The sequence below is a fragment of the Streptomyces sp. NPDC051218 genome (genome assembly GCF_044455475.1).
Taxonomy (GTDB): Bacteria; Actinomycetota; Actinomycetes; order Streptomycetales; family Streptomycetaceae; genus Streptomyces.
This window is the reverse complement of sequence record NZ_JBITEU010000013.1, coordinates 180,897-204,393: the sequence shown is the minus strand read 5'-3', so window position 1 is coordinate 204,393 and position 23,497 is coordinate 180,897. Positions and strand designations below refer to the sequence as shown.

At 69.5% G+C, this 23,497-nt stretch carries 19 protein-coding genes; 14 read left to right on the top strand and 5 right to left on the bottom strand.

Features of this window, described 5'->3' with window-relative positions:
* Positions 1 to 163 precede the first annotated feature (163 nt).
* Positions 164 to 1,123: a GNAT family N-acetyltransferase gene (locus ACIBCK_RS34490; RefSeq protein ID WP_399396677.1), complete on the top strand. Its 960-nt coding sequence runs from the start codon at positions 164 to 166 to the stop codon at positions 1,121 to 1,123.
* A gap of 27 nt (positions 1,124 to 1,150) precedes the next feature.
* Here ACIBCK_RS34490 and ACIBCK_RS34485 read toward each other — a convergent pair whose 3' ends face one another.
* Positions 1,151 to 2,089, bottom strand: coding sequence for an oxidoreductase (locus ACIBCK_RS34485; RefSeq protein ID WP_399396675.1), 939 nt, complete (start codon positions 2,087 to 2,089; stop codon positions 1,151 to 1,153).
* Between the two features lie 105 nt (positions 2,090 to 2,194).
* Between ACIBCK_RS34485 and ACIBCK_RS34480 the strand changes: the two genes are divergently transcribed.
* Together ACIBCK_RS34480 and ACIBCK_RS34475 are read left to right on the top strand one after the other, a co-directional pair.
* On the top strand, positions 2,195 to 2,809 hold the full coding sequence (locus tag ACIBCK_RS34480; RefSeq protein ID WP_399396701.1) for a TetR family transcriptional regulator: 615 nt from the start codon (positions 2,195 to 2,197) through the stop codon (positions 2,807 to 2,809).
* A 64-nt stretch (positions 2,810 to 2,873) separates the two neighbouring features.
* Positions 2,874 to 3,566 (top strand): RNase H family protein, encoded by a 693-nt coding sequence (locus ACIBCK_RS34475; RefSeq protein ID WP_399396674.1) that lies wholly within the window; start codon positions 2,874 to 2,876, stop codon positions 3,564 to 3,566.
* Positions 3,567 to 3,625: 59 nt separating this feature from the next.
* Here the strand turns inward: ACIBCK_RS34475 and ACIBCK_RS34470 are convergent, their stop codons facing one another.
* Complete coding sequence (locus ACIBCK_RS34470) at positions 3,626 to 5,323, bottom strand: penicillin-binding transpeptidase domain-containing protein (RefSeq protein WP_399396672.1); 1,698 nt, start codon at positions 5,321 to 5,323, stop codon at positions 3,626 to 3,628.
* A 76-nt stretch (positions 5,324 to 5,399) separates the two neighbouring features.
* Complete coding sequence (gene bla / locus ACIBCK_RS34465) at positions 5,400 to 6,344, bottom strand: class A beta-lactamase (RefSeq protein ID WP_399396670.1); 945 nt, start codon at positions 6,342 to 6,344, stop codon at positions 5,400 to 5,402.
* A 205-nt stretch (positions 6,345 to 6,549) separates the two neighbouring features.
* On the opposite strand from bla, the gene ACIBCK_RS34460 reads away from it, so the two are divergent.
* The 3 genes from ACIBCK_RS34460 (at position 6,550) to ACIBCK_RS34450 (ending at position 9,475) form a co-directional block, all read left to right on the top strand.
* Entirely contained in the window at positions 6,550 to 7,581 is a 1,032-nt protein-coding gene (locus ACIBCK_RS34460) for a LysR family transcriptional regulator (protein WP_399396669.1), read from the top strand.
* A gap of 20 nt (positions 7,582 to 7,601) precedes the next feature.
* The gene (locus ACIBCK_RS34455) at positions 7,602 to 8,504 is read left to right on the top strand and encodes a serine hydrolase (protein ID WP_399396700.1); all 903 of its coding nucleotides are present in this window, start codon (positions 7,602 to 7,604) and stop codon (positions 8,502 to 8,504) included.
* 185 nt (positions 8,505 to 8,689) lie between these two features.
* Positions 8,690 to 9,475 (top strand): SAM-dependent methyltransferase, encoded by a 786-nt coding sequence (locus ACIBCK_RS34450; RefSeq protein WP_399396667.1) that lies wholly within the window; start codon positions 8,690 to 8,692, stop codon positions 9,473 to 9,475.
* A 16-nt stretch (positions 9,476 to 9,491) separates the two neighbouring features.
* Here ACIBCK_RS34450 and ACIBCK_RS34445 read toward each other — a convergent pair whose 3' ends face one another.
* The gene (locus ACIBCK_RS34445; protein WP_399396665.1) at positions 9,492 to 9,839 is read right to left on the bottom strand and encodes a hypothetical protein; all 348 of its coding nucleotides are present in this window, start codon (positions 9,837 to 9,839) and stop codon (positions 9,492 to 9,494) included.
* Positions 9,840 to 10,064: 225 nt separating this feature from the next.
* Here ACIBCK_RS34445 and ACIBCK_RS34440 point away from each other — a divergent pair, with 225 nt between their 5' ends.
* The 6 genes from ACIBCK_RS34440 (at position 10,065) to ACIBCK_RS34415 (ending at position 18,551) form a co-directional block, all read left to right on the top strand.
* On the top strand, positions 10,065 to 11,087 hold the full coding sequence (locus tag ACIBCK_RS34440) for a LacI family DNA-binding transcriptional regulator (RefSeq protein ID WP_399396663.1): 1,023 nt from the start codon (positions 10,065 to 10,067) through the stop codon (positions 11,085 to 11,087).
* A 239-nt stretch (positions 11,088 to 11,326) separates the two neighbouring features.
* Positions 11,327 to 12,739, top strand: a complete 1,413-nt coding sequence (locus ACIBCK_RS34435; RefSeq protein WP_399396661.1) for an extracellular solute-binding protein — start codon at positions 11,327 to 11,329, stop codon at positions 12,737 to 12,739.
* Complete coding sequence (locus ACIBCK_RS34430) at positions 12,739 to 13,698, top strand: carbohydrate ABC transporter permease (protein ID WP_399396659.1); 960 nt, start codon at positions 12,739 to 12,741, stop codon at positions 13,696 to 13,698. The genes ACIBCK_RS34435 and ACIBCK_RS34430 overlap by 1 nt, the downstream gene beginning before the upstream one ends.
* An 18-nt stretch (positions 13,699 to 13,716) precedes the next feature.
* Complete coding sequence (locus tag ACIBCK_RS34425; protein WP_399396658.1) at positions 13,717 to 14,592, top strand: carbohydrate ABC transporter permease; 876 nt, start codon at positions 13,717 to 13,719, stop codon at positions 14,590 to 14,592.
* Positions 14,593 to 14,671: 79 nt separating this feature from the next.
* Positions 14,672 to 16,279 (top strand): glycoside hydrolase family 13 protein, encoded by a 1,608-nt coding sequence (locus ACIBCK_RS34420; RefSeq protein WP_399396656.1) that lies wholly within the window; start codon positions 14,672 to 14,674, stop codon positions 16,277 to 16,279.
* A gap of 64 nt (positions 16,280 to 16,343) precedes the next feature.
* On the top strand, positions 16,344 to 18,551 hold the full coding sequence (locus ACIBCK_RS34415) for a discoidin domain-containing protein (RefSeq protein WP_399396654.1): 2,208 nt from the start codon (positions 16,344 to 16,346) through the stop codon (positions 18,549 to 18,551).
* 59 nt (positions 18,552 to 18,610) lie between these two features.
* On the opposite strand, the gene ACIBCK_RS34410 is transcribed toward ACIBCK_RS34415, so the two are convergent.
* The gene (locus tag ACIBCK_RS34410) at positions 18,611 to 20,842 is read right to left on the bottom strand and encodes an MMPL family transporter (protein ID WP_399396652.1); all 2,232 of its coding nucleotides are present in this window, start codon (positions 20,840 to 20,842) and stop codon (positions 18,611 to 18,613) included.
* Between the two features lie 243 nt (positions 20,843 to 21,085).
* On the opposite strand from ACIBCK_RS34410, the gene ACIBCK_RS34405 reads away from it, so the two are divergent.
* The gene (locus tag ACIBCK_RS34405) at positions 21,086 to 21,802 is read left to right on the top strand and encodes a TetR/AcrR family transcriptional regulator (protein WP_399396650.1); all 717 of its coding nucleotides are present in this window, start codon (positions 21,086 to 21,088) and stop codon (positions 21,800 to 21,802) included.
* A 276-nt stretch (positions 21,803 to 22,078) separates the two neighbouring features.
* The gene (locus ACIBCK_RS34400; RefSeq protein WP_399396648.1) at positions 22,079 to 23,491 is read left to right on the top strand and encodes a family 2B encapsulin nanocompartment shell protein; all 1,413 of its coding nucleotides are present in this window, start codon (positions 22,079 to 22,081) and stop codon (positions 23,489 to 23,491) included.
* The last annotated feature ends 6 nt before the right edge of the window (positions 23,492 to 23,497 follow it).

The window sequence follows — 23,497 nt, the reverse complement described above, 5'->3', positions numbered from 1 at the left end:
TCCCGCCCGCGCGGGGGGCCCCCCGCGCCCCCGGGGCTGGGGGCGCCCCGCCGCGCGTTGGGCAATCTCCCCCAACCCCCCGCGGGGCGGGGCCCCCCGCGCCCCCGCCACGGCCCGGAAAAGTCCGTTGCGCACCCACTGCCCGGCACCGGACAGTGGGTGCATGACCACGCCCGCCACCCTCCCGTCCGGCCTTACGGTGCGCCCCGCGACGTTCGACGACGCGGCGGCGGTGTGCGCGCTGCTCAACGAGATCGACCTGCTGGAGATCGGTCGCACCGACACCGAACTCTCCGATGTGCAGGCCGACTTGAAGCACCCGGAGGTCGACCTGGCCCACGACTCCTGGCTGCTGTTCGACGACGGCCGGCTGATTGCGTACGGGCTGCTGTGGGACGAGTCCGGCGGCGAGCAGATCGACACGGAGTGCTTCGCGCTGCCCGGCCGCCCCCAGGCCGCCCAGCACCTGTTCGAGCTGGTGGAGACGCGTGCGGCGGAGCGGGCCGCCGCCAACGGAGCCGACCGGGTGGTGGTGCACATGCCCCTCAACATCGCCCCCACCATCGACCTGCGTGCGCTGCGCGGACGCGGCTGGACGACGGTCCGGCGCTACAACTCCATGGTCCGCCCCCTGTCCACGGCCACGGACCGGCTGCCCGAGCAGCCCCCCGGCGTGACCCTGCGCCCCTGTCTGGCCGAGGAGGACCGCCGGCGCGCCCACGCACTGCTGCAGGAGACCTTCGCCGACCACTTCGACTTCCACCCGCGTACGTACGAGCAGTGGCTGGACGACATCGGCGCCGAGCGCACCGACTGGTCCCTGCTGTGGATCGCGCACGTCGACGGCGTCGGCGACGCGGCGGTGCTGCACGCCCGCAACTACCGCGCCTCGATGGCGTGGATCAGCAGTCTCGGAGTGTTGCGCGAGGTCCGGGGCCGGGGTCTGGGCAGCTACCTCCTGCGCCATGCCTTCGGCCACTGCGCGGCGCTCGGCCGCGACCGGATCGGCCTCGGCGTGGACACCGGCAACAGCAGCGGTGCTCTCGCCCTGTACGAGCGCCATGGCATGACCCTCGACTTCGCTCTCCAGACCTGGGAGCTGATCCGCCCCGCCGCGCGCTGACCGGACGCCTCCTGGGCCGGCGCCCCGCTACACGGCCGCCGGAAACGCGAACCGTACGCCGGTCAACCGCTCCGAGAGTTCCCACAGCCGCCGCCCGGTCTCCGCGTCCGTCGCCACGGGAGCCAGTTGCACCCGGGTGGGCGCGCCGCGCAGCTCGGCCATGCCACCGGGGCCGATGAACTGGCCGCTCTCCACTCCTGGTTCGGTCGCCGCGTACAGCTGGGGCAGCGCGCCGTCAGCCGGGCGTTGGGCGAACAGAGGGTTGCCGATGCGGCCGAGCAGTACGCGCCACAGGCCGATCGGGGTGCCCGTCTGGAGGTTGGTGGCGGTGTAGCCGGGGTGGGCGAGCACGCTGCGCACCAGGCTGCCTGACCGGGAGAGGCGGAGGTGGAGTTCGCGGCCGAAGACGGCGTTGGCGAGCTTCGACTGGTTGTAGTACCCCATGGGCTTGTAGCCGCGCTCGCCGGTCAGGTCGTCGAAGCGCATGCGCCCTTGCCGGTGGTTGATCGAACTCACCGTCACCACACGCGGATCGGTCCCCGCGGTCAGCAGGTCGAGCAACAGGCCGGTGAGCGCGAAGTGGCCGAGGTGGTTGCAGGCGAACTGCAGCTCGTGGCCCTGCCTGCTGAGCGTCCGAGGCGGCGCCATCACGCCCGCGTTGTTGATGAGCACGTCGAGGTGGGGATGGTCGGCGCGCAGCCGGTCGGCGAAGCCGCGGACCGATTCGAGGTCGGCCAGGTCGAGACGGCGTACCTCCAGGCTCGCGTCCGGCTGTCCGGCGGTGATCTCCGCGACCGCCTGCCGGCCCTTCTCCTCGTCGCGGACCGCGAGGATCACGTGCCCGCCCCGCCGGGCGAGTGCCCGGGTGGTCGCCAGACCGAGGCCGCTGTTGGCTCCGGTGACGACGAACACCCGCTTGGTCTGGTCGGGGATCTGCTCGGTTGTCCAGCGCTGTTGCTGCGTCATGCGGCACATGTTGTCGCTCGTGGCACTCAGTGTCAAGAGGAGCCTGAGTGTCATGCAAGGCATGGCGTGTACCATGCCCAGGTGAGCTCCCGCCCCGAAGTGACCATGGCCGAGCGCAAAAGGCAGCTCGTCTCGAACGAGTTGACCGAAGCGGCGCTGCAGCTCCTTGCCCGAAAGGGGTTCGACGCGGTCACCATCGACGAGATCGTGACCACAGCGGGCGTCTCCCGGCGGACGTTCTTCCGGTACTTCGCGTCCAAGGAGGACGTGGTCGTCCAGTTCCTGGCCGACATGGGAGTCGGTATCCATGCGGAATTGGCGGCGCGACCCGCAGACGAGCGGCCCTCCGTGGCGCTGCGGCACGCGGTGTGGGTTCCCCTTGCCGCCTGTGGCGACCACTCCGAGCGCGTGCTGCCCGTGGTGCGGCTGATTCTGCGCACCCCGGCCCTGCGCGCCCGCTTCCTGGAGCATCAGGCGCAGTGGGGCGATGACCTGACGGGGGAGGTGGCGCGACGTCTGGGGCGCGACGCGGGCGTGGATCTGTACCCGCGGCTGGCCGCCGGGATGGCGCTGTCCGCCTTCGACGCCGTGCTGCAACGGTGGAGCGACAGTGACGGCGTCGAGGACCCGGCCGGGCTGACCGACCGGGCGTTCGCCGTCATCGCCCCCGCGCTGGACGCGTCGGACGCGCTGGACGCGTCGGACGCGTCGGACGCGTAGGGCCCGGGGGTCGGTCGGAGGGGCGGTGGCCTCCGTTCCTCTCGCGGGCTGGCATCATCGAGGGATGTCTGACTTGATCATCGCTGCCTGTGACGGAGCCGCGAAGAAGAATCCCGGCCCTGCGGCCTGGGCCTGGGTGGTCGCCGATGCCGACGAGCGCCCGCAGCGGTGGGAGGCGGGACCGCTCGGCGACACGACCAACAACGTGGCCGAACTGACGGCCCTGGCCGAGCTGTTGGAGTCCACGGACCCGGCCGTCCCGCTGGAGGTCCGCATGGACAGTCAGTACGCGATGAACGCCGTCACCAAGTGGATCGCCTCCTGGAAGCGCAACGGCTGGCTGACCGCGGCGAAGAAGCCGGTGGCCAACAAGGACCTCGTCGTCCGCATCGACGCACTCCTCCAGGGCCGGGCCGTGACCTTCCGGCACGTCGCGGCCCACCAGGCGGACGGCGACCACCTCAACGCGATCGCCGACGTCGCGGCCAGCGACGCCGCGACGACACAGCAGTCCGCCGGCACCGCCCACGGCGCGCTCACGATCCCGGAGCCGCGGCCCGAGCGCATGACGGCCTCACCTGCCGCCGCCCGGCCGCGCAAGAGCGCCACCACCGCCCGGGCGGGCAAGGGGAGTTCGGGCGGCGTCATCAAGGCCAAGTTCCCCGGCCGCTGCCACTGCCAGAAGCCCTACGCCGCGGGAGAGAAGATCGCGAAGAACGCGCACGGCTGGGGTCACGTGGAGTGCCGGGACGCCTGAGGCCTGGGGCCCGGCTGAGGTCTGGGCATGCGCGCCCACGTGCCTGCGGGATGCGGACGCTAGGAAGGGTCGTCGGGCACGGTGCCGAGGAGGTTGCGGACGACAGGCCCGGCCGACCCGCCGCCGGTGACGCCCTTCTCGACGACGCAGGCCACGGCGACATTGCCGCGATAGGCGACGAACCAACCGTTGTTGGGGGCGTCATCGGAGACCTCGGCCGTGCCCGTCTTCGCCCCCACATCGCCGGGCAGGTCGGCCAGTACCGACGCCGTGCCGTCGGTGACCGTGGCGCGCGTCAAGTCGCGTAGCTGCGAGACGACTTCGCGCGGCAGCGGTGTGGTGGTCGTGTCCCCGGCATCGCCGGTCACCGTCGGCTGGTGGAAGGTGCCGGAAACCGCCGTCGCGGTGACGGACGCCATGATCAGCGGATTGGCCTGCACCCTGCCCTGCCCGATCATCGAGGCGGCCTTCTCGGTCTCGTCGCGGGGCGTCGGAACGGAGCCGTCGTACGAGGGAATGCCGACGTTCCACTTCTGCCCGACCCCGAAGTACTTGCCGGCCACATCGCCGAGCTCCTGGTCACCGACCTTGTCGCGCAGGCTGATGAAGGCGGTGTTGCACGAGGTGGTGAAGTCCTTCTTGAAAGTGGCGCCGCGATGCTCGGAGGTCTCGACATTCTGGAACCGCTTGCCGACGGTGAGGTATTTGGGGCAGTCCACGACATCGTCGGGCGCGACCGCGCCCTTGAGCAGCAGCGCGCTGGTGGTGACGAGCTTCCAGGTGGAGCCCGGCGCGTAGGTGCCCGAGACGGCGCGATTGAACCCGGACGAGGGGGAGTTGGCCACGGCCAGGATCTCCCCGTCGTCGATCCGCAGGGCGACGAGCGCGGCATCCTTGCCGTCGGCCTCGGCGGCGAGGGCCTTCTCCGCGGCGGACTGCCAGGTCGCGTCGAGGGTGGTGGCCACCGGCTTGTCGGCCGGGCGGTCGGACTTCTTGCCGAAGGACGCCTCCGTGCCCTTGACCTCACCGGTGGCCCGGTCGACGAGCTGGACCGCGCCGCGCGGCCCGGCGCCGCTGCCCCCGGCGATCTGGGGGAGGAGCGGGCCGAGGGAGGGATAGGCCCTGCTCGACAAGGCGTTCCCGTGGCGGTCGTTGATCTCGGGCCCGGCGGACTCCTCACGCTCCAGCCGGAACTTCTCCGTGCCGCTCAGCTTCGGGTGGACGAGGGACAGCGCCCAATCCACCTTCCAGGCGCCGTCGTCCTGCTTGCGCAGGGGCACGGCGGAGGCGTACGTCCAGGTGCCCAGCTCCGTGACGGGCATCTTGGCAGTGAAGGCCACGGTCACGGTGCCGTCCTCACCGGCCTCGGCCGCCCCCGCCGTCAGGGTCGGTCCGCTGATGTCGAGCCCGGCGGTGAAGCTGTTCAGGACGCGCTCGGCCTCCTCGGGACGCGAGGTCAGCGCCGCCGCCCGCGACATGCGCCCCGCCTCCCAGTCGGCCAGGAACGCGCGCGCCTGCTTCGTCGCCTCCGGGTCGGGCACCGCGGGCCCCGGATCGAAGGGGCCCAGCTCCGCTGCGTACGCGATGCCCGCGGCGACGGCGAGCGCGAGCCCCGCCGCGATCACCACACGCGGCGCCTTCCTCGCGGGTCTGCGACCTTGGCGGTCGGGTATGTGACCTTGGCCGTCGGGTATGCGGCCGGGGCCGTCGCCGTCGGGTCTGTGGCCGTGGCCGGTCAGCGGTGCGGCATCCGTCATCCTGGGGCTCCTTGTCGAGGCTGGTCCTGGCACGTCGTTGCGCGTCCTGGCTGGTCTTGCCTTGGCGTGACGCCTGCTACGACAGTGAGTCGACGGTCACTGAGGTCGCTTCCGCGATGAGCTTGTCGGAGGGCTCGGCGTCCTTCTTGCCGCGGTTCGACAGGATCGCCATGACGATGGGGGCGCTGTCGGGGGGCCAGACCACGGCGATGTCGTTGCGGGCGCCGTAGTAGCTGCCGGTTCCCGTCTTGTCGCCCACCACCCAGTTCTCGGGCACACCGGCCCGGATGGTGTTGTCCCCGGTGGTGTTGGTCTTCAGCCACTTGGTGAGCTGGGCGCGCTCGCCCTTGCGGAGGACGTCCCCGAGGACGAACGCACGCAGATCCTTGGCCAGCGCCCGGGGCGTGGACGTGTCGCGCTTCTCGCCGGGGACCCACGTACTCAACTCGGGCTCGATGCGGTCCATTTGGGTGACGTCGTCGCCCATCTTCTCCAGCACGGCGTCCAGGCCCTTGGGTCCGCCGAGCTGGTCGAAGAGCAGGTTGGCGGCGGCGTTGTCGCTGTAGCGGACGGCGGCGTCGCACAGTTCGCCCAGGGTCATCCCGGTGTCGACGTGCTTCTCGGTCACGGGCGAGTTGGCGACCAGATCGTCCTTGGAGTACATGATCTTCCGGTCGAGGCCGCTCAGGGAGTACTTGCGCAGCACGGCTCCGGCGGCGAGCGCCTTGAACGTCGAGTTGTAGGCGAAGCGCTCACCGGCGTTGTAGGCAACCTCGCGTCCGGTGCCGGTATCGATGGCGTAGACGCCGAGCCGCGCGTCGAACTTGCGCTCAAGTGCCTTGAGACCGGGGGCGAACGGCTTCTTCGCCCCCGCGGGCTTCGTGGTTCCTGCGGGCTTCGTGCTCGCGGTGGTCGGCGACGACGAAGCCGATGGCTCGTCATCGGCGCAGGCCACGAGCGGGACGAGGCAGAACGTGGCAACCGCGCCGAGAGCGGCGCGACGGACGCGGGTGAGCTGCATGGGCAAAACCTCCGGGGCGCCGCAGAGACCGGGCGCGTAGGTAGAGACCGGGAGCATGGTGGACGGGGTGGCACGGTTCCGTCGCTTTACGTGGTCGTGCGTGTCACGTGGTCGTGCGTGCCAGAGCCACCCTCGCCCTGGGGTGCGTATGCGGTCCAATACGCTCGTGCGTGGTTCCATGCTGATCTGGCATAGGATCCGGGGCGTGGATCTGGTGGGAGCGTGTCGCGCGTTCGTCAGCGTGAGCGAGTACGGCAGCTTCACCGACGGAGCGGCCGCGGCGCGGATGTCCCAGTCGGTGGCGAGCCGTCGCGTCGCCGCGCTCGAGGAACGCTTCGGTGAGCCGCTGTTCGAGCGCACGTCGCGCCGCGCCGTTCTCACGCCCTTCGGGCGGGACATGCTGCCCACGGCCAGGCAGCTCGTACAGGCGGCGGACGTGCTCCTCGACGAGGCGGAAGCGGTCAAGCGCAAGCCCTGGCGGCTCGCGGTGCCCGGCGTCTGCTCCACGGCCGGCCTCGCCCGTCTCGTCGCCGAAGCACGCGGCCACGAAGTCACACTCGATCTGCGGGTGGCGGCGCCGACCCAGCGCAGAGAGCTCCTGCACGCCCAGCAGGTGCGCGCCGCGCTGCTCGCGGTACCCGCGGACGAGGCGACGTGGTCCGTGCCGTTGGGGCTCGCCGGTGTCGGTGACCCCGGTGTGCGGCGCGTCTTCCTGGAGACCCTGCGGGTCGGCCGCGCCGCCACCGGTCCGGCCCGCCGCGTCTGGATCCAGCCGGAGGACGACGTGCCGCACATCCGCGATCCCCTGACCCGGCTGCGCGACGCGCTGGGCCTGCGGCCCGCGCAGTTCGTCGCCGCGGCCGACCTGACGAGCGCCGCGGCCGAAGTGCTGTGCTCGGGCGACCTGTTGCTGTGCTCCCTCGCGCAGGCCGAGGAACTCGCCCTGACCTGGCGGCCCATCGGTGAGGTCACGCTAGGCCGGGGGTTCGCCCTGGCCGCCGCGGCGGACGGCAATCCGCAGCACATCGAAGCGCGCCTCGGCGACGCCATCGCCCGCTGCCTGGGGGCAGGCGATGAGGCCCTCCGGGCCGGCACGGCGGGAGGAGCCGTGGCAGTGAGCGGTGGCACGAACTCAGGCACCAACTCAGGCATCAACTCCGGCACGAACTCAGGCACGAACTCAGGCACGAACGTCGGTATGGGGTCGGCACACACGCCGGAATGGGGGTTGGCATGAACGGTTACCGGCTCGACGGCGTGAGCACCGAGGCCCTCCTGCGCGATCTGCGCGGGCAGTTGCGCGACGGCGGCCTCCACGGCTGCCTTCTCGTGCGGGATCTGCACACGGGAGACGAGCTGGGGATCGAGGCGGACACCCACCTGCCGTCCGCCTCCCTGGTCAAGGTCCCGCTCGCGCTCGCCACGCTCGAGCGGATCCGGCGGGGCGAGCTCGACGGAGCGACGGTGCTCGAGGTGCAGCCAGGGCGGGTCACCACGCCCGGCCCCACCGGGCTGAGCCGATTCCGGCACCCCGCCCGGATCGCGATCGACGACCTGCTCTACCTCAGCACCTGTCTGAGCGACGGAATGGCCGCCGACGCACTGTTCGAGCTCACCCCGCCCGCCCAAGTCAACGCCATGCTGCACGAGTTCGACATCCGGGGCATCGCCGTACGGCACAGCGTGGACGAGCTGTCCGACACCCCCGTGGAACGCTTCGACGCCGACCAGGTCCACCTCGCCCACGCTCTGGCCATCGACGCGGGCACCAGCGGCCGTGGTCACCGCGTGCCGCAGCTCGACACCACCCGGGCCAACACGGGCAGCGCCCGCACCTTCGTCGATCTGCTGCAAGCCCTGTGGACGCCGTCGAAGATCCACCCGGATGTGGCCCAGCGGCTGCGCGACCTCATGGCCCACAACGTGCTGCGGCACCGGCTCACTCCGGATTTCAGCTCCGACGCGAGCACCTGGTCCTCCAAGACCGGCAGTCTCCTCAACCTGCGGCACGAGATCGGCGTCGTGGAGCACTCCGACGGCCAGACCTTCGCGGTCGCCGCCCTGACCGAGTCCCTCGTGCCGGCCGGCGCGCAACCCGGCGCCGACGCCCTCATGGCGCAGGTCGCGCGCAGCCTGCGCGACCACCTCCGGCAGCTGTAGCCAGGGGCTCCCGGCGGCTTCGGCCGCCGCTGCGAGCAACTCCCTCACCAGCCATAAGAGTTGACGCATAGCCGGTAGGGCCGGAAGATCCCCGGCCTAGTAGGGTCGAAGGATCCTCGTCGGCCGGTCGGGGGCACGGCGCCCACCGCACAGAGAAACCGGCCGGACACGTAGTGGAGCCATGGATGACTGCAGACGACGCCAACGTCCACATCGACACCAGCAGGCCGCACCCGGCGCGTGTCTACGACTGGCTTCTGGGCGGCAAGGACAACTACCTGGTCGATCAGGAGATGGGCGAGAAGCTGCCGCCCGAGGCGCGCGCGAACGCGGCGCGCAACAGGGCGTTCATGCATCGCGCCGCGGCCTGGCTCGCCGACAACGGTGTCAGACAGTTCCTCGACATCGGCACCGGCATCCCCACCGCGCCGAACCTCCACCAGATCGTCCAGGCGATCGCTCCCGCCTCCCGGATCGTGTACGCCGACAACGACCCCATCGTGCTGCGGCACGCCGAGGCCCTGCTGGTCAGCAGCCCGGAAGGGGCCACGGACTACGTCCAGGCGGACGTGCGCCGACCCGAAGCGATCCTCGACCACGCTCGCCAGCTCCTGGACTTCAAGCAGCCCATCGCGCTCTCGCTCATCGCCCTGATGCACTTCATCACCGACGAGGAGGACCCGTACGGCCTCACGCGCACCCTGGTGAACGCGCTGCCGTCCGGGAGCTATCTGGTGCTGTCCCACGGCACCACCGACGAACACCCCGAACTCGCGGACTCCGTCACGGACACCTACAAGAAGGGGCAGGTGCCCCTGAGGATGCGGCGCCGCGCAGAGGTCGAGCGCTTCTTCGAGGGACTGGATCTGGTCGAGCCCGGCCTGGTGACGGCGACGCACTGGTACAAGGAATCACCGGCACCGAAGGCCGAGTCGAGCGGCTTCTACGTCGCTGTCGCCCGCGTCCCCTGAGGGCTCAGGAACGGGCTCAGGAGAACAGCACCGACCGCAGCTTCAACCGCTCGCTCGCGCCACCGGTGTGGGAGCGCAGCGTGAAGGTGTCGCCGGAGCAGTCCGCGTTCGTGAAGACGATCGCGAAGGAGTCGGTGCGGTTCTCGGGCGAGTGCGCGGGCGGCTGGTGGTACTCCTGGGCCGCTTCGGGCAGCATGACGCACTCGCCGCTGTGCGGGTCGTGCAGCGTGGCCTGCTGTTCCTCACCGGTGCTGTCGACATACGTGTAGTGGAAGTCGCCCTCGGCGGCGTGGGCGGAGCCGGGCAGGGTCAGGATCAGTGCGGCGGCACCGGCCGCGGCGGCGAGTGAGTGACGAAGACGCATGGGTCGCTTCCTTTGCTCGGAACTTTGCTCGGAACGGCGAATGGGACGTGAACGCATCCCGCATTCCCGCCCTGACCAGCCAGTGCTACCGGAATCCGGAAAGTGCCGCCGACGAAACGATCCGCCCTCACCCGTTCGGTCCCGGCCAGGGCTCCGCACGGGCGATCCGGAACGGATTCAGCCAGCACGCAAACAGCGCGCAAGACTTGCACTATTCTTGCGTGCATGACGCGACGACTTGCTCAGGTGGCGCGGAAGGTCGGGGTCAGCGAGGCCACGGTCAGCCGGGTGCTCAACAACAAGCCGGGGGTTTCCGACACCACCCGGCAGTCCGTGCTCTCGGCCCTGGACGTGCTGGGGTACGAGCGGCCCACTCAGCTGCGGGGTGAGCGGGCGCGGCTGGTGGGGCTCGTGCTGCCCGAGCTGCAGAACCCGATCTTTCCGGCCTTCGCGGAGGTGATCGGAGGTGCGCTCGCCCAGCAGGGTCTGACTCCTGTGCTGTGCACCCAGACCAAGGGAGGTGTCTCCGAGGCGGACTACGTCGAGTTGCTGCTGCAACAGCAGGTGTCCGGTGTCGTGTTCGCCGGTGGTCTTTACGCGCAGGCGGACGCCCCGCACGAGCACTACAAGCTGCTCGCGGCGCGCAAGATCCCGGTGGTCCTCATCAACGCGGCCATCGAGCGGCTCGGTTTTCCCGCGGTGTCCTGTGATGACGCGGTCGCTGTCGAGCAGGCCTGGCGGCACCTGTCCACGCTCGGCCACCGCCGCATCGGTCTGGTGCTCGGGCCCGCCGACCACATGCCGTCGCAGCGCAAGCTCGCCGCCGCCCGCGTGATCGCCGAGCAGACCGGCGCCGAGCTCCCGGATGAGCACGTCTCGCGAGGGATGTTCTCCATCGAAGGGGGTCAGGCCGCCGCCGCGCGACTCCTCGACGCGGGAGTCACGGGCATCGTCTGCGCGAGCGACCCGCTCGCCCTCGGGGCGGTGCGCGCCGCGCGCCGCCGGGGCCTCGGCGTCCCGCAGGACGTCTCGGTCGTCGGCTACGACGACTCGGCGTTCATGACCTGCACCGAACCTCCGCTGACCACGGTGCGCCAGCCCATCGAGGCCATGGGGCGCGCCACGGTCGAGTTGCTCGCGCTCCAGATCGCGGGGAGCGCGGTGCCCACCGAGGAACTGCTCTTCGAACCGGAACTGGTGGTGCGCGGCTCGACGGGGCAGCCGTCGCAGGAGCAGACGCAGAAGTAGGAGGCAACGGCGCCTTGGGCGGCAACGAAGCCGCAGGGTGGGCCGGTTCGGCCGCTGGACGATCATGTGGCTTCGTACTGTCAATTTCTTTCAATCATCGCGCGAGATATTGCGCCGTTCTGTCGACGGTGCTTGAGTAAGCGCCGCCACACAGTCCGCGCAGCTGTGGGCTCTTCCCTGCTCCTGCCATGCCGTCCCTGCCCGTAGGGGCAGGCGGCACTGTCCAAAGGGGTCCACCGATGAGCAGCTCGACCCGCACCCACCGCCGAACGGCCACGATCGCCGTCGCCTCCGCGCTCGCCCTCACCGCCCTGGCCGCCTGCGGCACCAGCAGCAGTAGCGACGGCGACTCCGACGGGGACAACGGCGCCGACGCGGCCCAGGCCGCCGCACCGCTGGACCCGAAGACCAAGGTGACGCTCACCATCGACTGCATGCCGCCGGCCGCCGAGAAGGCGGAGCTCAAGCAGTGGAAGGAGGACGTCAAGACGTTCAACAAGAAGTACCCGAACGTCACGATCAAGGGGAAGCAGACCGACCCCTGCCTGGAGCCTCCCCGCTTCACGGCGATGCTGAAGGCGAAGTCTCAACCGGACGTCTTCTACACCTACTTCACCGATCTCCAGCAGGTCCTGGACAACAACGGCGCCCAGGACATCAGCGCGTACGTCAACAACAAATCCGTACCGGCGCTGAAGGACATGGACCCGAACGTCCTGGGCGTCCTGAAGAAGGACGACAAGCTCTACGGCCTGCCCTTCAGCAACTACACGATGGGCCTGCTCATCAACCGCAAGCTCTTCGAGAAGGCCGGACTCGACCCGAACTCGCCGCCCCAGACCTGGGCCGAGGTCCGCACGGCCGCCAAGAAGATCGCCGCCCTGGGCGACGGCGTCTCGGGCTTCGGCGAGTACAGCGCCGGCAACAACGGCGGCTGGCACTTCACCGCCACCACCTACGGACTCGGCGGCGACATCGTGAGCAAGGACGGCACCAAGGCCGCCTTCAACAACGACACCGGCAAGAAGATCGTCGACAACCTCAAGGCGATGCGCTGGGACGACAACAGCATGGGCAAGACCCAGCTGTTGAAGTGGGGCGACCTGCAGAAGCAGATGGCCGCAGACAAGCTCGGCATGTTCCTCGCCGCGCCCGACGACATCACGTACATGGTGCAGAACCTCGGCGCGAAGTACGACGACTTCGGGATGGGGCCGATACCCGGCCAGAAGGCGACGCTCTTCGGCGGCAACGACTACATGATCAAGAAGGGCAGCTCGCCCGACCAGATCAAGGCCGCGGTCGCCTGGATCAACTTCAAGTTCCTCAGCGTCGGCAAGGGCCAGTTCGACTGGGCCCGCACCAAGGCCGACGGTCTGCCCGTCGGTCTGCCGCAGCCGAACTTCTGGACCGGCGACAGCAAGACCAAGGACGACAAGGCCCGCCAGGACAGCGCGACCATGCCCGTCGAGAACTTCCAGGCCTTCACCGACAAGCCGGTCACGGGCAAGGCGGAGCCGCCCAAGGCTCAAGAGGTCTACAAGATCCTCGACACCCTGATGTCGGCCGTCCTCACGAACAAGGACGCCGACGCGGACAAGCTCCTCAAGACCGCCGAGCAACAGGTCAACCAGGTCCTGGCCAACCAGTGATGTCCGCCCCCACCCTCCACAAGAACGAGGCCCGCAGGCCCGCACCGCCGTCAGGCGGCCGGGCCTCCGGCCCCGAACGCGGCGCGTTCCGAAGGGCGTTGAAGCGCAACCTCACCGCCCACGCCTTCCTGATCGGTGCACTCCTGTGCTTCTCGATCTTCTCCTGGTACCCGATGGTCAGGGAGTTCATCCTGGCCTTCCAGAAGACCGAGAACGGCGAGACGGTCTGGGCGGGCTGGTCCAACCTCACCTACATCTTCAACGACCCGGCGTTCTGGCAGGCCTGGCGCAACACCCTCCTGTTCACCGGACTCGCGCTGCTCCTCGGCTTCGCCGTGCCCTTCGCCATCGCCCTGATCCTCAACGAATTCCGGCACGGGCGCGGTTACTTGAGGCTGCTCGTCTACCTCCCGGTGATGCTGCCGCCGGTGGCATCGGTGCTGCTCTTCAAGTACTTCTACGACCCCGGATACGGCCTGTTCAACCGGATCCTGGAATCCGTGGGTCTACCCGGGCAGGCCTGGCTGCAGGACACCGACACCGCGATGCTCTCCGTGGTCGTCGCCGCCACCTGGATGAACATGGGCGGCGCGACGCTGATCTACCTGGCCGCGCTGCAGTCGATCCCCGGCGAGCTGTACGAGGCGGCCGAGCTGGACGGCGCGGGCATCTTCCGTCGCATCTGGCACGTCACCATCCCGCAGACCCGGCTGATCCTCTCGCTCATGCTGCTCCTGCAGATCATCGCCACGATGCAGGTGTTCGTGGAGCCGTTCCTGCTCACCGGCGGCGCGGGCCCCGAGGGCGCGACCCTGACCGTCGTCCATCTCATCTACCAGTACGCGTTCACCTTCAACAACTACGGCAGCGCCGCGGCGCTCGGCCTGGTCCTGCTCGTACTGCTCGCCGGATTCTCGGCGGCGTACGCACGACTGAGCCGCGCCGGCAGCGAAGACTAGCCGGGGGAGACGACGGACATGAGCACACGCACCCTGATCTCTCCGGCCCAACTGGCCCGACCACGGGGCAAGTTCCTCTACTGGACCGCGTTCACCGTGGTGACCGTCCTCTTCACCCTGGTCTTCATCGGTCCGCTGTACTGGATGGTCACCAGCGGCCTCAAATCGCCGCAGGAATTCGCCCAGACACCGCCCAGCCTGATCCCCGACTCCGTGCATCCGCAGAACTACGCGGACGCCTGGGGCGTGATGGACCTGGCCAGGCTCCTGTTCAACACCCTGTACTACGCGTTCGGGGCGCTCGCCTTCCAGCTCGTCTTCGACGTGGCCGCCGCCTACTCGCTCTCCAAGCTGCGGCCCGTCTTCGGCAAGGCCATCCTCGGCGCGATGCTCCTCACCCTGATGATCCCGGCCGCCGTCCTGGTCGTACCGCAGTACCTGACCGTCCTCGACGTGCCGGTCGTGGAGCGCAACCTCATCAATTCGCCCTGGGCGATCTGGCTTCCCTCGGTGACCAACGCCTTCAACATCTTCCTGCTCAAGCGGTTCTTCGACTCCATCCCGCGCGAGCTCCTGGACGCCGCCGCCATCGACGGTGCCTCGTCCATGCGCACCCTGCGCTCGGTGGTCCTGCCGCTGTCCCGGCCGATCCTCGGCGTCGTGTCGATCTTCGCGGTGGTCGCGGTCTGGAAGGACTTCCTCTGGCCGATGCTCACCCTGCCCGACCCCGGAAAGCAGACCGTCAACGTCGGCATCTACTCCCTGGCCGCCAGCGTCTCCGAGAACTGGCTCCTCGCCGCCCTCGCCATCGCCTCGCTGCCGACCCTGATCATCTTTCTGATCTTCCAGCGCAACATCATGAGCGGCCTGACCGCCGGCAGCCTCAAGGGCTGACCCCCAGGCCCCGCCCCACGCACCCCGCCACCGCACCGCGCCCCGGCGACGGGGTCCCACCTGCCCGAAAGGAACTCACGTGGCAGTCACCTCCCCGACCGATGCCTCCTGGTGGCGCTCGGCCGTCATCTACCAGGTGTACGTACGCAGCTTCGCGGACGGTGACGGCGACGGCACCGGAGACCTCGCCGGCGTCCGCGCCAAGCTGCCCTATCTCGCCGAACTCGGCGTCGACGCACTGTGGTTCAGCCCCTGGTACCTCTCACCCATGGTCGACGGCGGCTACGACGTCGCCGACTACCGCGTCATCGACCCGGCCTTCGGCACCGTCGCCGAGGCCGAGAAGCTCATCGCCGAAGCTCGTGCGCTCGGTATCCGCACCATCGTCGACATCGTCCCCAACCACGTCTCCGACCAGCACGTGTGGTTCAAGGCGGCCCTTGCCGCAGGCCCCGGCGCCCCCGAACGCGAACTCTTCCACTTCCGCCCCGGCCGCGGCGCACACGGCGAACTCCCGCCCAACGACTGGCCGTCCCAGTTCTCCGCCACCGCATCCACCTGGACCCGCGTCGATGACGGCGAGTGGTACCTCCACCTCTTCGCCCCCGAGCAGCCCGACCTCAACTGGGCCCACCCGGCGGTCCGCCAGGAGCACGAGGACGTCCTGCGGTTCTGGTTCGACAGGGGAGTGGCAGGCGTACGGATCGACTCGGCGGCCCTGCCCGCCAAGGACCCCGCCCTGCCCGACTTCACCGAGGGAGTCGACCCGCACCCCTTCATCGACCGCGACGAACTGCACGACATCTACCGCTCCTGGCGTGCCGTCGCCGACGAGTACGACGGCGTCTTCGTCGGAGAGGTCTGGCTCCCCGACGCCGAACGCTTCGCCCGCTATCTGCGCCCGGACGAGATGCACACCGCCTTCAACTTCTCGTTCCTGTCCTGCCCTTGGGAGCCGGGAAAGCTGCGTACGTCCATCGAGGCGACCCTCGCCGAACACGCACCCGTGGGAGCCCCCGCGACCTGGGTGCTGTGCAACCACGACGTGACCCGCACGGTCACGCGCTACGGCCGCGACGACACGGGCTTCGACTTCGCCACCAAGGTGTTCGGCACCCCCACCGACCTGGCACTCGGCACCCGTCGCGCCCGCGCCGCGGCCCTCCTGGCCCTCGCCCTGCCCGGCGCCGTCTACATCTACCAGGGCGACGAACTGGGCCTCCCCGAGGCCGACATCCCCCGGGAGCACATCCAGGACCCCATGCACTTCCGCTCCGGCGGCACCGACCCCGGCCGCGACGGCTGCCGGGTTCCCCTGCCCTGGACGGCCGCCGAACCGCACGCGGGCTTCGGGTCGATGGCCGGCCCCTGGCTGCCCCAGCCCGATGGCTGGCCCTCGTACGCCGCCGACCTCCAGGCGGCGGACCCCCGCTCCATGCTCACCCTCTACCGCGCCGCCCTGCGCCTGCGCCGCATCGAACCGGGCTTCGGCGACGGCCCGTTGACCTGGTTGCCGGCCGCCGACGGCGTGCTGGCCTTCGTACGCGAACCGGGCCTTGCCTGTGTCGTCAACCTCGCCCCCGAGCCCTGTGAACTCCCCGCCCACACCCGCCTCCTGCTGGCGAGCGGCCCTCTGGACGAGGCACGCCGTCTGCCGCGGGACACGGCGGTCTGGCTGCGCATCTGACAGCGCGTCCCCCCCCCGAGACCGAGCACTGACCTCCCCACTCACAAGGAAGGTGCACCACTCCATGACCAGACATGACAGGAGCACTACAAGAACGAGAGCCACGCGCAAGTGGTACGCCGCCGTGGCCACCGCGGGCCTCGTCGGCACCCTCGTCACCGGCTTCACCGCCACCGGCGCGCAGGCCGCCGAGGCGGCAGCGGGCGCCACCTTGCCGTTCACCTCCGTCGAGGCGGAGAGCGCGACCACGAACGGCACCAAGATCGGGCCCGACTACACTCAGGGCACGGTCGCCTCCGAGGCGTCGGGCCGCCAGGCGGTGCGGCTCGCGGCGGGCCAGAGCGTGGAGTTCACCCTCGCCAAGGCGGCGAACGCCCTGAACGTCGCCTACAACGTCCCCGACGGTCAGTCGGGCTCCATGGCCGTGTACGTCAACGGACAGAAGATCTCCAAGACGCTGCCCGTCACGTCGAAGTACAGCTACGTCGACACCTCCTGGATCGCGGGCTCCAAGACCCACCACCTCTTCGACAACGCACGGCTGCAGCTCGGCCAGAACCTGCAGTCCGGCGACAAGGTGAAACTGGAGGCCACCGGCACCCAGGTCACCGTCGACGTCGCCGACTTCGAGCAGGTCGCGGCGGCCGCCTCCAAGCCCTCCGGCGCGCTCTCGGTCACCGACAAGGGCGCCGACCCCACCGGCCAGGGCGACTCCACCCAGGCCTTCCGCGAGACCATCGCGGCGGCCAAGGGAGGCACGGTCTGGATCCCACCGGGCGAGTACAAGCTCACCCAATCGCTCAACAACGTCGACAACGTCACGATCCGCGGTGCGGGCAACTGGCACTCCGTCGTGCGCGGTTCACGCTTCATCGACCAGTCGAGCGCACCCAACGGCAAGGTGGGCCTGCACGACTTCGCGGTGATCGGCGAGGTCACCGAGCGGGTCGACAGCAGCCCGGACAACTTCATCAACGGATCGCTCGGCCCGAACTCCGCCGTGTCCGGCATGTGGCTGCAGCACCTCAAGGTCGGCCTCTGGCTGACGGGCAACAACGACAACCTGGTCGTGGAGAAGAACCGCATCCTCGACATGACCGCCGACGGTCTCAACCTCAACGGCACGGCCAAGGGCGTCACCGTACGCGACAACTTCCTGCGCAACACCGGCGACGACGCCCTGGCCATGTGGTCCCTCAACACCACCAACAGCGACTCGACCTTCGCGGGCAACACCATCTCGCAGCCCAACCTCGCCAACGGCATCGCCATCTACGGCGGCCGGAACATCACCGTCAAGGACAACCTCATTCTCGACACCAACGCCCTGGGCAGCGGTATCGCCATCTCCAATCAGAAGTTCCTCGACCCGTTCTTCCCGCTGGCCGGCACCATCACCGTCTCCGGCAACACCCTCGTGCGCACCGGGGCCATGAACCCCAACTGGCAGCACCCCATGGGCGCGTTGCGTGTGGACGCCTACGACAGCGCCATCGAGGCCACGGTGAACATCACCGACACGACCATCACCGACAGTCCCTGGAGCGCGTACGAGTTCGTGTCGGGCGGCGGGACCGGCAAGGCCGTGAAGAACGTCAGCATCGACCGCACGACCATCGACAAGGTGGGCACGGTCGTCGTCCAGGCCGAGACGCCCGGCGCGGTGAAGATGTCCAACGTCAAGGCCACCGGGGTGGGCGCGGCCGGTGTCTACAACTGCCCCTACCCGACGGGCTCCGGCACCTTCACCCTCACCGACGGCGGCGGCAACACCGGCTGGGACAGCACCTGGGACGACTGCTCGACCTGGCCGCAGCCAGGCGGCGGCAACCCCGACCCCGACCCCGACCGCAACCTCGCCAAGAGCCGTCCGGCCACCGCGACCGGCTCCGCCGACGTCTACACGCCCGTCAAGGCGGTCGACGGTGACGCGGCCACGTACTGGGAGTCCGCGAACCACGCCTTCCCGCAGTCGATCACCGTCGACCTCGGCAAGGCCGAAGCGGTGCGCAGGCTCGTCCTGAAGCTGCCGCCGCCCGCCGCCTGGGCGGCAAGGACGCAGACCCTGTCCGTCCAGGGCAGCACCGACGGCGTCACCTTCAGCACGCTGGCCGAGTCGAAGGACTACCGCTTCGACCCGGCGAGCGGCAACAAAGTGACCGTCACGCTGCCCGCATCCGCTCCCGACGTCCGCCACCTGCGGCTGCGCGTCACGGCCAACACGGGCTGGCCCGCGGCGCAGTTCAGCGAGGTGGAGGCGTACCTGTCCTGAACGCCGGATGCCCCGCTCACCCCCGACACGACCGGGGGCGAGCGGGGCATCCTTGTGGCCTAGTTCTTCACATAGGGCGACTCGGTCGCGGGTTCCGTCGCGGCGGCGGGCGCCGGAACGGGGCCCGACTCGCTGAGGCCGAACCGTGCGTGGAACCTCCGCAGGAAGCCGGGCGCGTACCAGGCCGAGCGGCCGAGCAGCCGCATCGCGGCGGGTACGAGGATGCCGCGGACGGCGACGGCGTCGATGAGAATGGCGAGGCCGCTGCCCAGGCCGAACATCTGCATGAAGCTCAGCTTGGCCGTGCCGAAGGCGAAGAAGCTCACCGCGAGCAGGCAGGCCGCCGCGGTCACGATGCGTCCGGTGTGTCCCAGGCCGTTGGTCACGGCGGACTCGTTGTCCTCGCCCAGGTCGTGGAGCTCCTTGATACGGCTGGTGACGAACACTTCGTAGTCCATCGAGAGGCCGAAGGCGATGCAGAACATCAGCACCGTCATGGACACCTCCATGGGTTGTGCCGTGAAGCCCAGCAGCGAGGAGAGGTTGCCGTCCTGGAAGATCCACGTCATCACGCCGAGAGTGGCGCCCAGGCTGATCATGTTGAGGAGGAGCGCCCGCAGTGGCTGCACGATGCTGCCGGTGAACAGGAAGAGCAGGAGGAAGGTGGTGAGGGCGACCAGGGCCACGGCGAGGGGAAGCCTGCTGCCGATGGAGTCCTTGGAGTCGACCAGTTCGGCGTCGACTCCGCCCACCAGGGGCTGTGATCCGGCGGGCGCGTCGATCGCCCGCACTTCCGTCACCAGGTCCTGGGCCGCGTCCGACTTCGGCGGCAAGGTGCTCACGACGGTGATCTGCTGCGCGTCGGGCCGGCCCAGGGCCTTGTTGCTGGGGACGGTCGCCTCGGACCGTCCGTCGGCGTAGGTGCCCTGGCTGGTCTCGACGCGGGCCACGCCCTTGAGGCCGGACAGGTCAGTGGCGTACGTCTGTAGTGGGGCCTTGCTCAGGGGGTCGTCGATGACGACGTGGAGCGCCGCGTCGTCGTTGCCGTTGAACTTCTCCTGCAGGACGGACGAGACCTGGCGGCTCTGCGCGTCCTCGGGCAGCACGCGTTCGTCCGGTGTGCCGAAGGTGATGCCAAGGAGCGGGCTCGCCGCGAGGAGCAGCACCGCGAGCACGGGCAGTGCGGTGAGCGCGGGGCGCCGCATGACGGTGCCGGCGAGGCGTCCCCACAGAGGCGCGCGGCCGGTGGACCGCCCACGCTTCGCCCACGGCAGACGTCCGCCGTTGACCCGGTGGCCCAGGACGACGAAGAGGGCGGGCATGACGAAAAGGGTGCTGACGGCGGCGATGGCGACGACACCGACCCCGGCGTAGCCGAACGAGCGCAGGAAGTACTGCGGGAACACCAGCAGGGCCCCGAGCGCGGCAGCCACGGTCGCGGCGGAGAACGCGACCGTGCGGCCGGCGGTGCTGACCGTGCGGCGGACGGCGTCCTCCACGCTTGCCCCTGCCGCGAGTTGCTCGCGGAAGCGGCTGACCATGAGCAGGGCGTAGTCGATCCCGAGGCCCAGCCCCAGGGCGGTGGTCAGGTTGATGGCGAAGATGGATACGTCGGTGACGCTGCCGAGGACGAAGAGCTCCGCGAACGTGCCCGCGATGGCGATGAGACCGATGATCAACGGCAACAGGGCCGCCACGAGACTGCCGAAGACGAGCAGAAGCAGCACGAGGGTGAGCGGCACCGCGATGGCTTCGGCCAACAGGAGATCCTCACCGGACTGTGTGCCCATCTCACTGGTCACGGCCGCGCCGCCGCCCGCCTGGACGGTGAGTGCGCCCTTGTACGGGCCGGCGTAGGCATCGATGACGCCCTTGGCGTTCTCGTCCCGCTCCAGGTCGTCGCCCTTCACATGGGCGAGCACCATGGCTTCACGGGCGTCCTTGGAGCGCAGGTCGGGGCTTGCCGTGTCCCAGTACGAGATCACGTTCCCGAGGTTCTTCTCCTTCTTGAGGTCGGCGACCAGGGCCTTGCCGCTCTGTCGGGCATCCGGTGTGTCGACGCGGCCTTCGGAGGCGCGGACCAGCAGGACGAGGTTCGTCTCTCCGTCGAACTTCTCGTCGATGACCTCCCCGGCCCGGGTGGACTGCGAACTCGGGTCGTTGTAGCCGCCTCCCAGTAGCTTGCCGAAGGCACCGGCGCCCAAGGCACCCATGAGGGCCATGGCGACGACGGCCACGACGAGTATGAGCCGGGCCCGGCGGATCGCCAGTTCGGCTATGCGTTCAAACACGTCCGCTCTCCTTTGTGTCCATGCGGCGAAAGCGGCGCGAAGCGTCCTGAAGCAGAAGCGGCCTGAAGCAGGGGACGCGAAACGGCCGGAACAGGTGCGGTGTCGCACTCTTCGTCGCCGCGACCGACGTTAGTGAGAGGACAAGAAATTTGGCAGTGTTAGATTTTCTTCACGCCCCTCAACTGCGGGCGCCCACAAGGGTGATCGCCGTTTGGTCACCGCACACCCGTAGAGGAAGCCGCCATGGCCACGCCCTCCCTGCGCGAGCGGCGCCGCGCCGCCGCCACGCGAGAGATCCTGGACGCCGCCGAGCTCCACATAGCCGAACACGGGCCCGCGGCCCTGTCCCTGCGGGCGATCGCCCGCAGCCTCCAGATGACCGTGCAGGCCCTCTACCACTACTTTCCGAGCCGGGACGCGCTCGTCACGGCGCTCGTCACCAAGGCGTACGACGACCTGGCCGACGCCGTGCAGGCCGCCGTCGACTCCGCGGAGGACGGCTCGGACCTGCCGCGCCTCGTGGTCGCGGCCGAGGGCTACCGTCGCTGGGCCATCGCACGCCCCGAGCACTTCCAGCTCCTCTACGGCACGCCCCTGCGGGACTACGCGGCACCCGCGGAGGGCACGACCACCCAGGCGACGCGCAGGATGAGCGCCATCTTCGAGCGCGAGCTGTTCGCCGGGTACAGCGCCGAGCAACTCGCCGCGGCGGAGGCCCCCGCGCTCTCGCCCGCGCTGAGGGAACACCTGGAACAGCTGCCGCACTTCGGCGGGGGGCGTCTGCCGCCGGCCGCCACCGCGCTCTTCCTGAGCGCCTGGGGACACCTGCACGGGCTCGTGGTCCTTGAGGTGTTCGGGCACACCTCCTTCCTCGGCGAACACCAGGCCGAGATCTTCCGCGTGGCGATGCGGAACCTGCTGGAGGACATTCGTCGCAGAATCCCCGGAGACCGGACCTGACGGGGCGTCAAGCGACTCTGGAGTGACGGTGGATACGGGGGGCGAGCATCCTCCGGCCAACTGGCCAGAACCCGGTGGGTTGTTCAGATAAACCCCGCTCCGAGCAAGATCACCGCTTCGAGTGCTGCCGCCGGTCTTATCGGGCGAGGCGGGCGCAACAGCCGTTAAATGGTCTCTGGATCCGGGCGAAATCCTTGAGATTACGCCTCTACTTCCACCTTTCGCCGGTTGGCACGTCTATGCCGGTTAACACCCCTGCGAAGGAGAGCTCGCCCGATGACCGTTGACACCAGCCCGGAAGCCCAGCTGGAGCCACCCCGGCAGTCCAGCCTCGGCACCGCGGCTGCCCGCAACCTCGCCACCACGACCAAGTCCGCCCCGCAGATGCAGGAGATCACCTCTCGCTGGCTGCTGCGGATGCTCCCCTGGGTGGAGACCAAGGGCGGCACCTATCGCGTGAACCGCCGCCTGACCTACACCGTCGGAGACGGGCGCATCGAGTTCGTCCAGGACGGCGGCGACGTCCGGGTGATCCCCCGGGAGCTGGGCGAACTGGCCCTGCTGCGCGGCTTCGACGACAAGGAGGTGCTGACCGAGATCGCCGGCCGGTGCGTCCAGCGCGACTTCCGCGCCGGAGAGGTACTGGTCGAGCGCGGTGCCCCGGCGGAGGAACTCCACCTGATCGCCCACGGCAGGATCAGCCAGAAGTCCGTCGGCAAGTACGGCGACGAGGTCGGCGTCGGCGTACTCGCCGACGGCGAACGGTTCGGGGAGACCGCCCTTCTCGACGACGACGCCCGATGGGAAAGCACCGCCACCGCCGAGACCTCCGGCACCCTGCTCACGCTCTCCCGCGCCGACTTCGCGTCCGTGCTGTCATCGGCGCCCGACCTCCAGGCCCACGTCGACGAGTTCCGCAGGCTCCCTCGGCAACGCCAGAACAAGTACGGCGAAGCCGAGATCGCGATGTCGGCCGGTCACGCCGGCGAGGTCGCGCTGCCCGGCGCCTTCGTCGACTACGAACTCAAGCCGCGGCAGTACGAACTCTCCGCCGCCCAGACCATTCTGCGGGTCCACACCAGGGTCACCGACCTGTACAACGGGCCGATGAACCAGATGGGGGAGCAACTCAGGCTCACCGTCGAGGCGTTGCGCGAGCGCCAGGAACACGAGATGATCAACAACCGCGAGTTCGGCCTGCTGCACAACGCCGACTTCAAGCAGCGGATCCAGCCCCACTCGGGGCCGCCGACCCCGGACGACCTCGACGAGCTGCTCTGCCGCCGCCGCGGCACCAAGCTCTTCCTCGCCCACCCCAGGACGATCGCGGCGATCGGGCGCGAGCTCAACTCCCGCGGTATCTACCCCGATCACGTCGACCTCGGCGGGCAGCAGGCACCGGCCTGGCGCGGGGTCCCGATCCTGCCCTGCAACAAGATTCCCATCAGCAAGGAACAGACCAGCTCGATCCTCGCCATGCGTCTCGGCGAGGACAACCAAGGCGTCGTCGGCCTGCATCAGACCGGACTTCCGGACGAGTACGAGCCGGGCCTTTCGGTGCGCTTCATGGGCATCAGCGACCAGGCGATCACCTCGTACCTGGTCAGCACCTACTACTCCGCCGCCATCCTGGTGCCCAACGCCCTCGGTGTGCTGGAGAACGTGCAGATCGCACGCAGGCCCGCGTAACGCAGG

What these genes read in the sequence shown, in the direction of transcription:
- ACIBCK_RS34430 (WP_399396659.1), top strand. Translation starts at nt 12,739, where the DNA reads ATGTCCGCCCCCACCCTCCACAAGAACGAGGCCCGCAGGCCCGCACCG.
- ACIBCK_RS34450 (WP_399396667.1), top strand. Translation starts at nt 8,690, where the DNA reads ATGACTGCAGACGACGCCAACGTCCACATCGACACCAGCAGGCCGCAC.
- ACIBCK_RS34400 (WP_399396648.1), top strand. Translation starts at nt 22,079, where the DNA reads ATGACCGTTGACACCAGCCCGGAAGCCCAGCTGGAGCCACCCCGGCAG.
- bla (WP_399396670.1), bottom strand. Translation starts at nt 6,344, where the DNA reads ATGCAGCTCACCCGCGTCCGTCGCGCCGCTCTCGGCGCGGTTGCCACG.
- ACIBCK_RS34405 (WP_399396650.1), top strand. Translation starts at nt 21,086, where the DNA reads ATGGCCACGCCCTCCCTGCGCGAGCGGCGCCGCGCCGCCGCCACGCGA.
- ACIBCK_RS34415 (WP_399396654.1), top strand. Translation starts at nt 16,344, where the DNA reads ATGACCAGACATGACAGGAGCACTACAAGAACGAGAGCCACGCGCAAG.
- ACIBCK_RS34470 (WP_399396672.1), bottom strand. Translation starts at nt 5,323, where the DNA reads ATGACGGATGCCGCACCGCTGACCGGCCACGGCCACAGACCCGACGGC.
- ACIBCK_RS34440 (WP_399396663.1), top strand. Translation starts at nt 10,065, where the DNA reads ATGACGCGACGACTTGCTCAGGTGGCGCGGAAGGTCGGGGTCAGCGAG.
- ACIBCK_RS34485 (WP_399396675.1), bottom strand. Translation starts at nt 2,089, where the DNA reads ATGACGCAGCAACAGCGCTGGACAACCGAGCAGATCCCCGACCAGACC.
- ACIBCK_RS34425 (WP_399396658.1), top strand. Translation starts at nt 13,717, where the DNA reads ATGAGCACACGCACCCTGATCTCTCCGGCCCAACTGGCCCGACCACGG.
- ACIBCK_RS34435 (WP_399396661.1), top strand. Translation starts at nt 11,327, where the DNA reads ATGAGCAGCTCGACCCGCACCCACCGCCGAACGGCCACGATCGCCGTC.
- ACIBCK_RS34475 (WP_399396674.1), top strand. Translation starts at nt 2,874, where the DNA reads ATGTCTGACTTGATCATCGCTGCCTGTGACGGAGCCGCGAAGAAGAAT.
- ACIBCK_RS34480 (WP_399396701.1), top strand. Translation starts at nt 2,195, where the DNA reads ATGGCCGAGCGCAAAAGGCAGCTCGTCTCGAACGAGTTGACCGAAGCG.
- ACIBCK_RS34490 (WP_399396677.1), top strand. Translation starts at nt 164, where the DNA reads ATGACCACGCCCGCCACCCTCCCGTCCGGCCTTACGGTGCGCCCCGCG.
- ACIBCK_RS34445 (WP_399396665.1), bottom strand. Translation starts at nt 9,839, where the DNA reads ATGCGTCTTCGTCACTCACTCGCCGCCGCGGCCGGTGCCGCCGCACTG.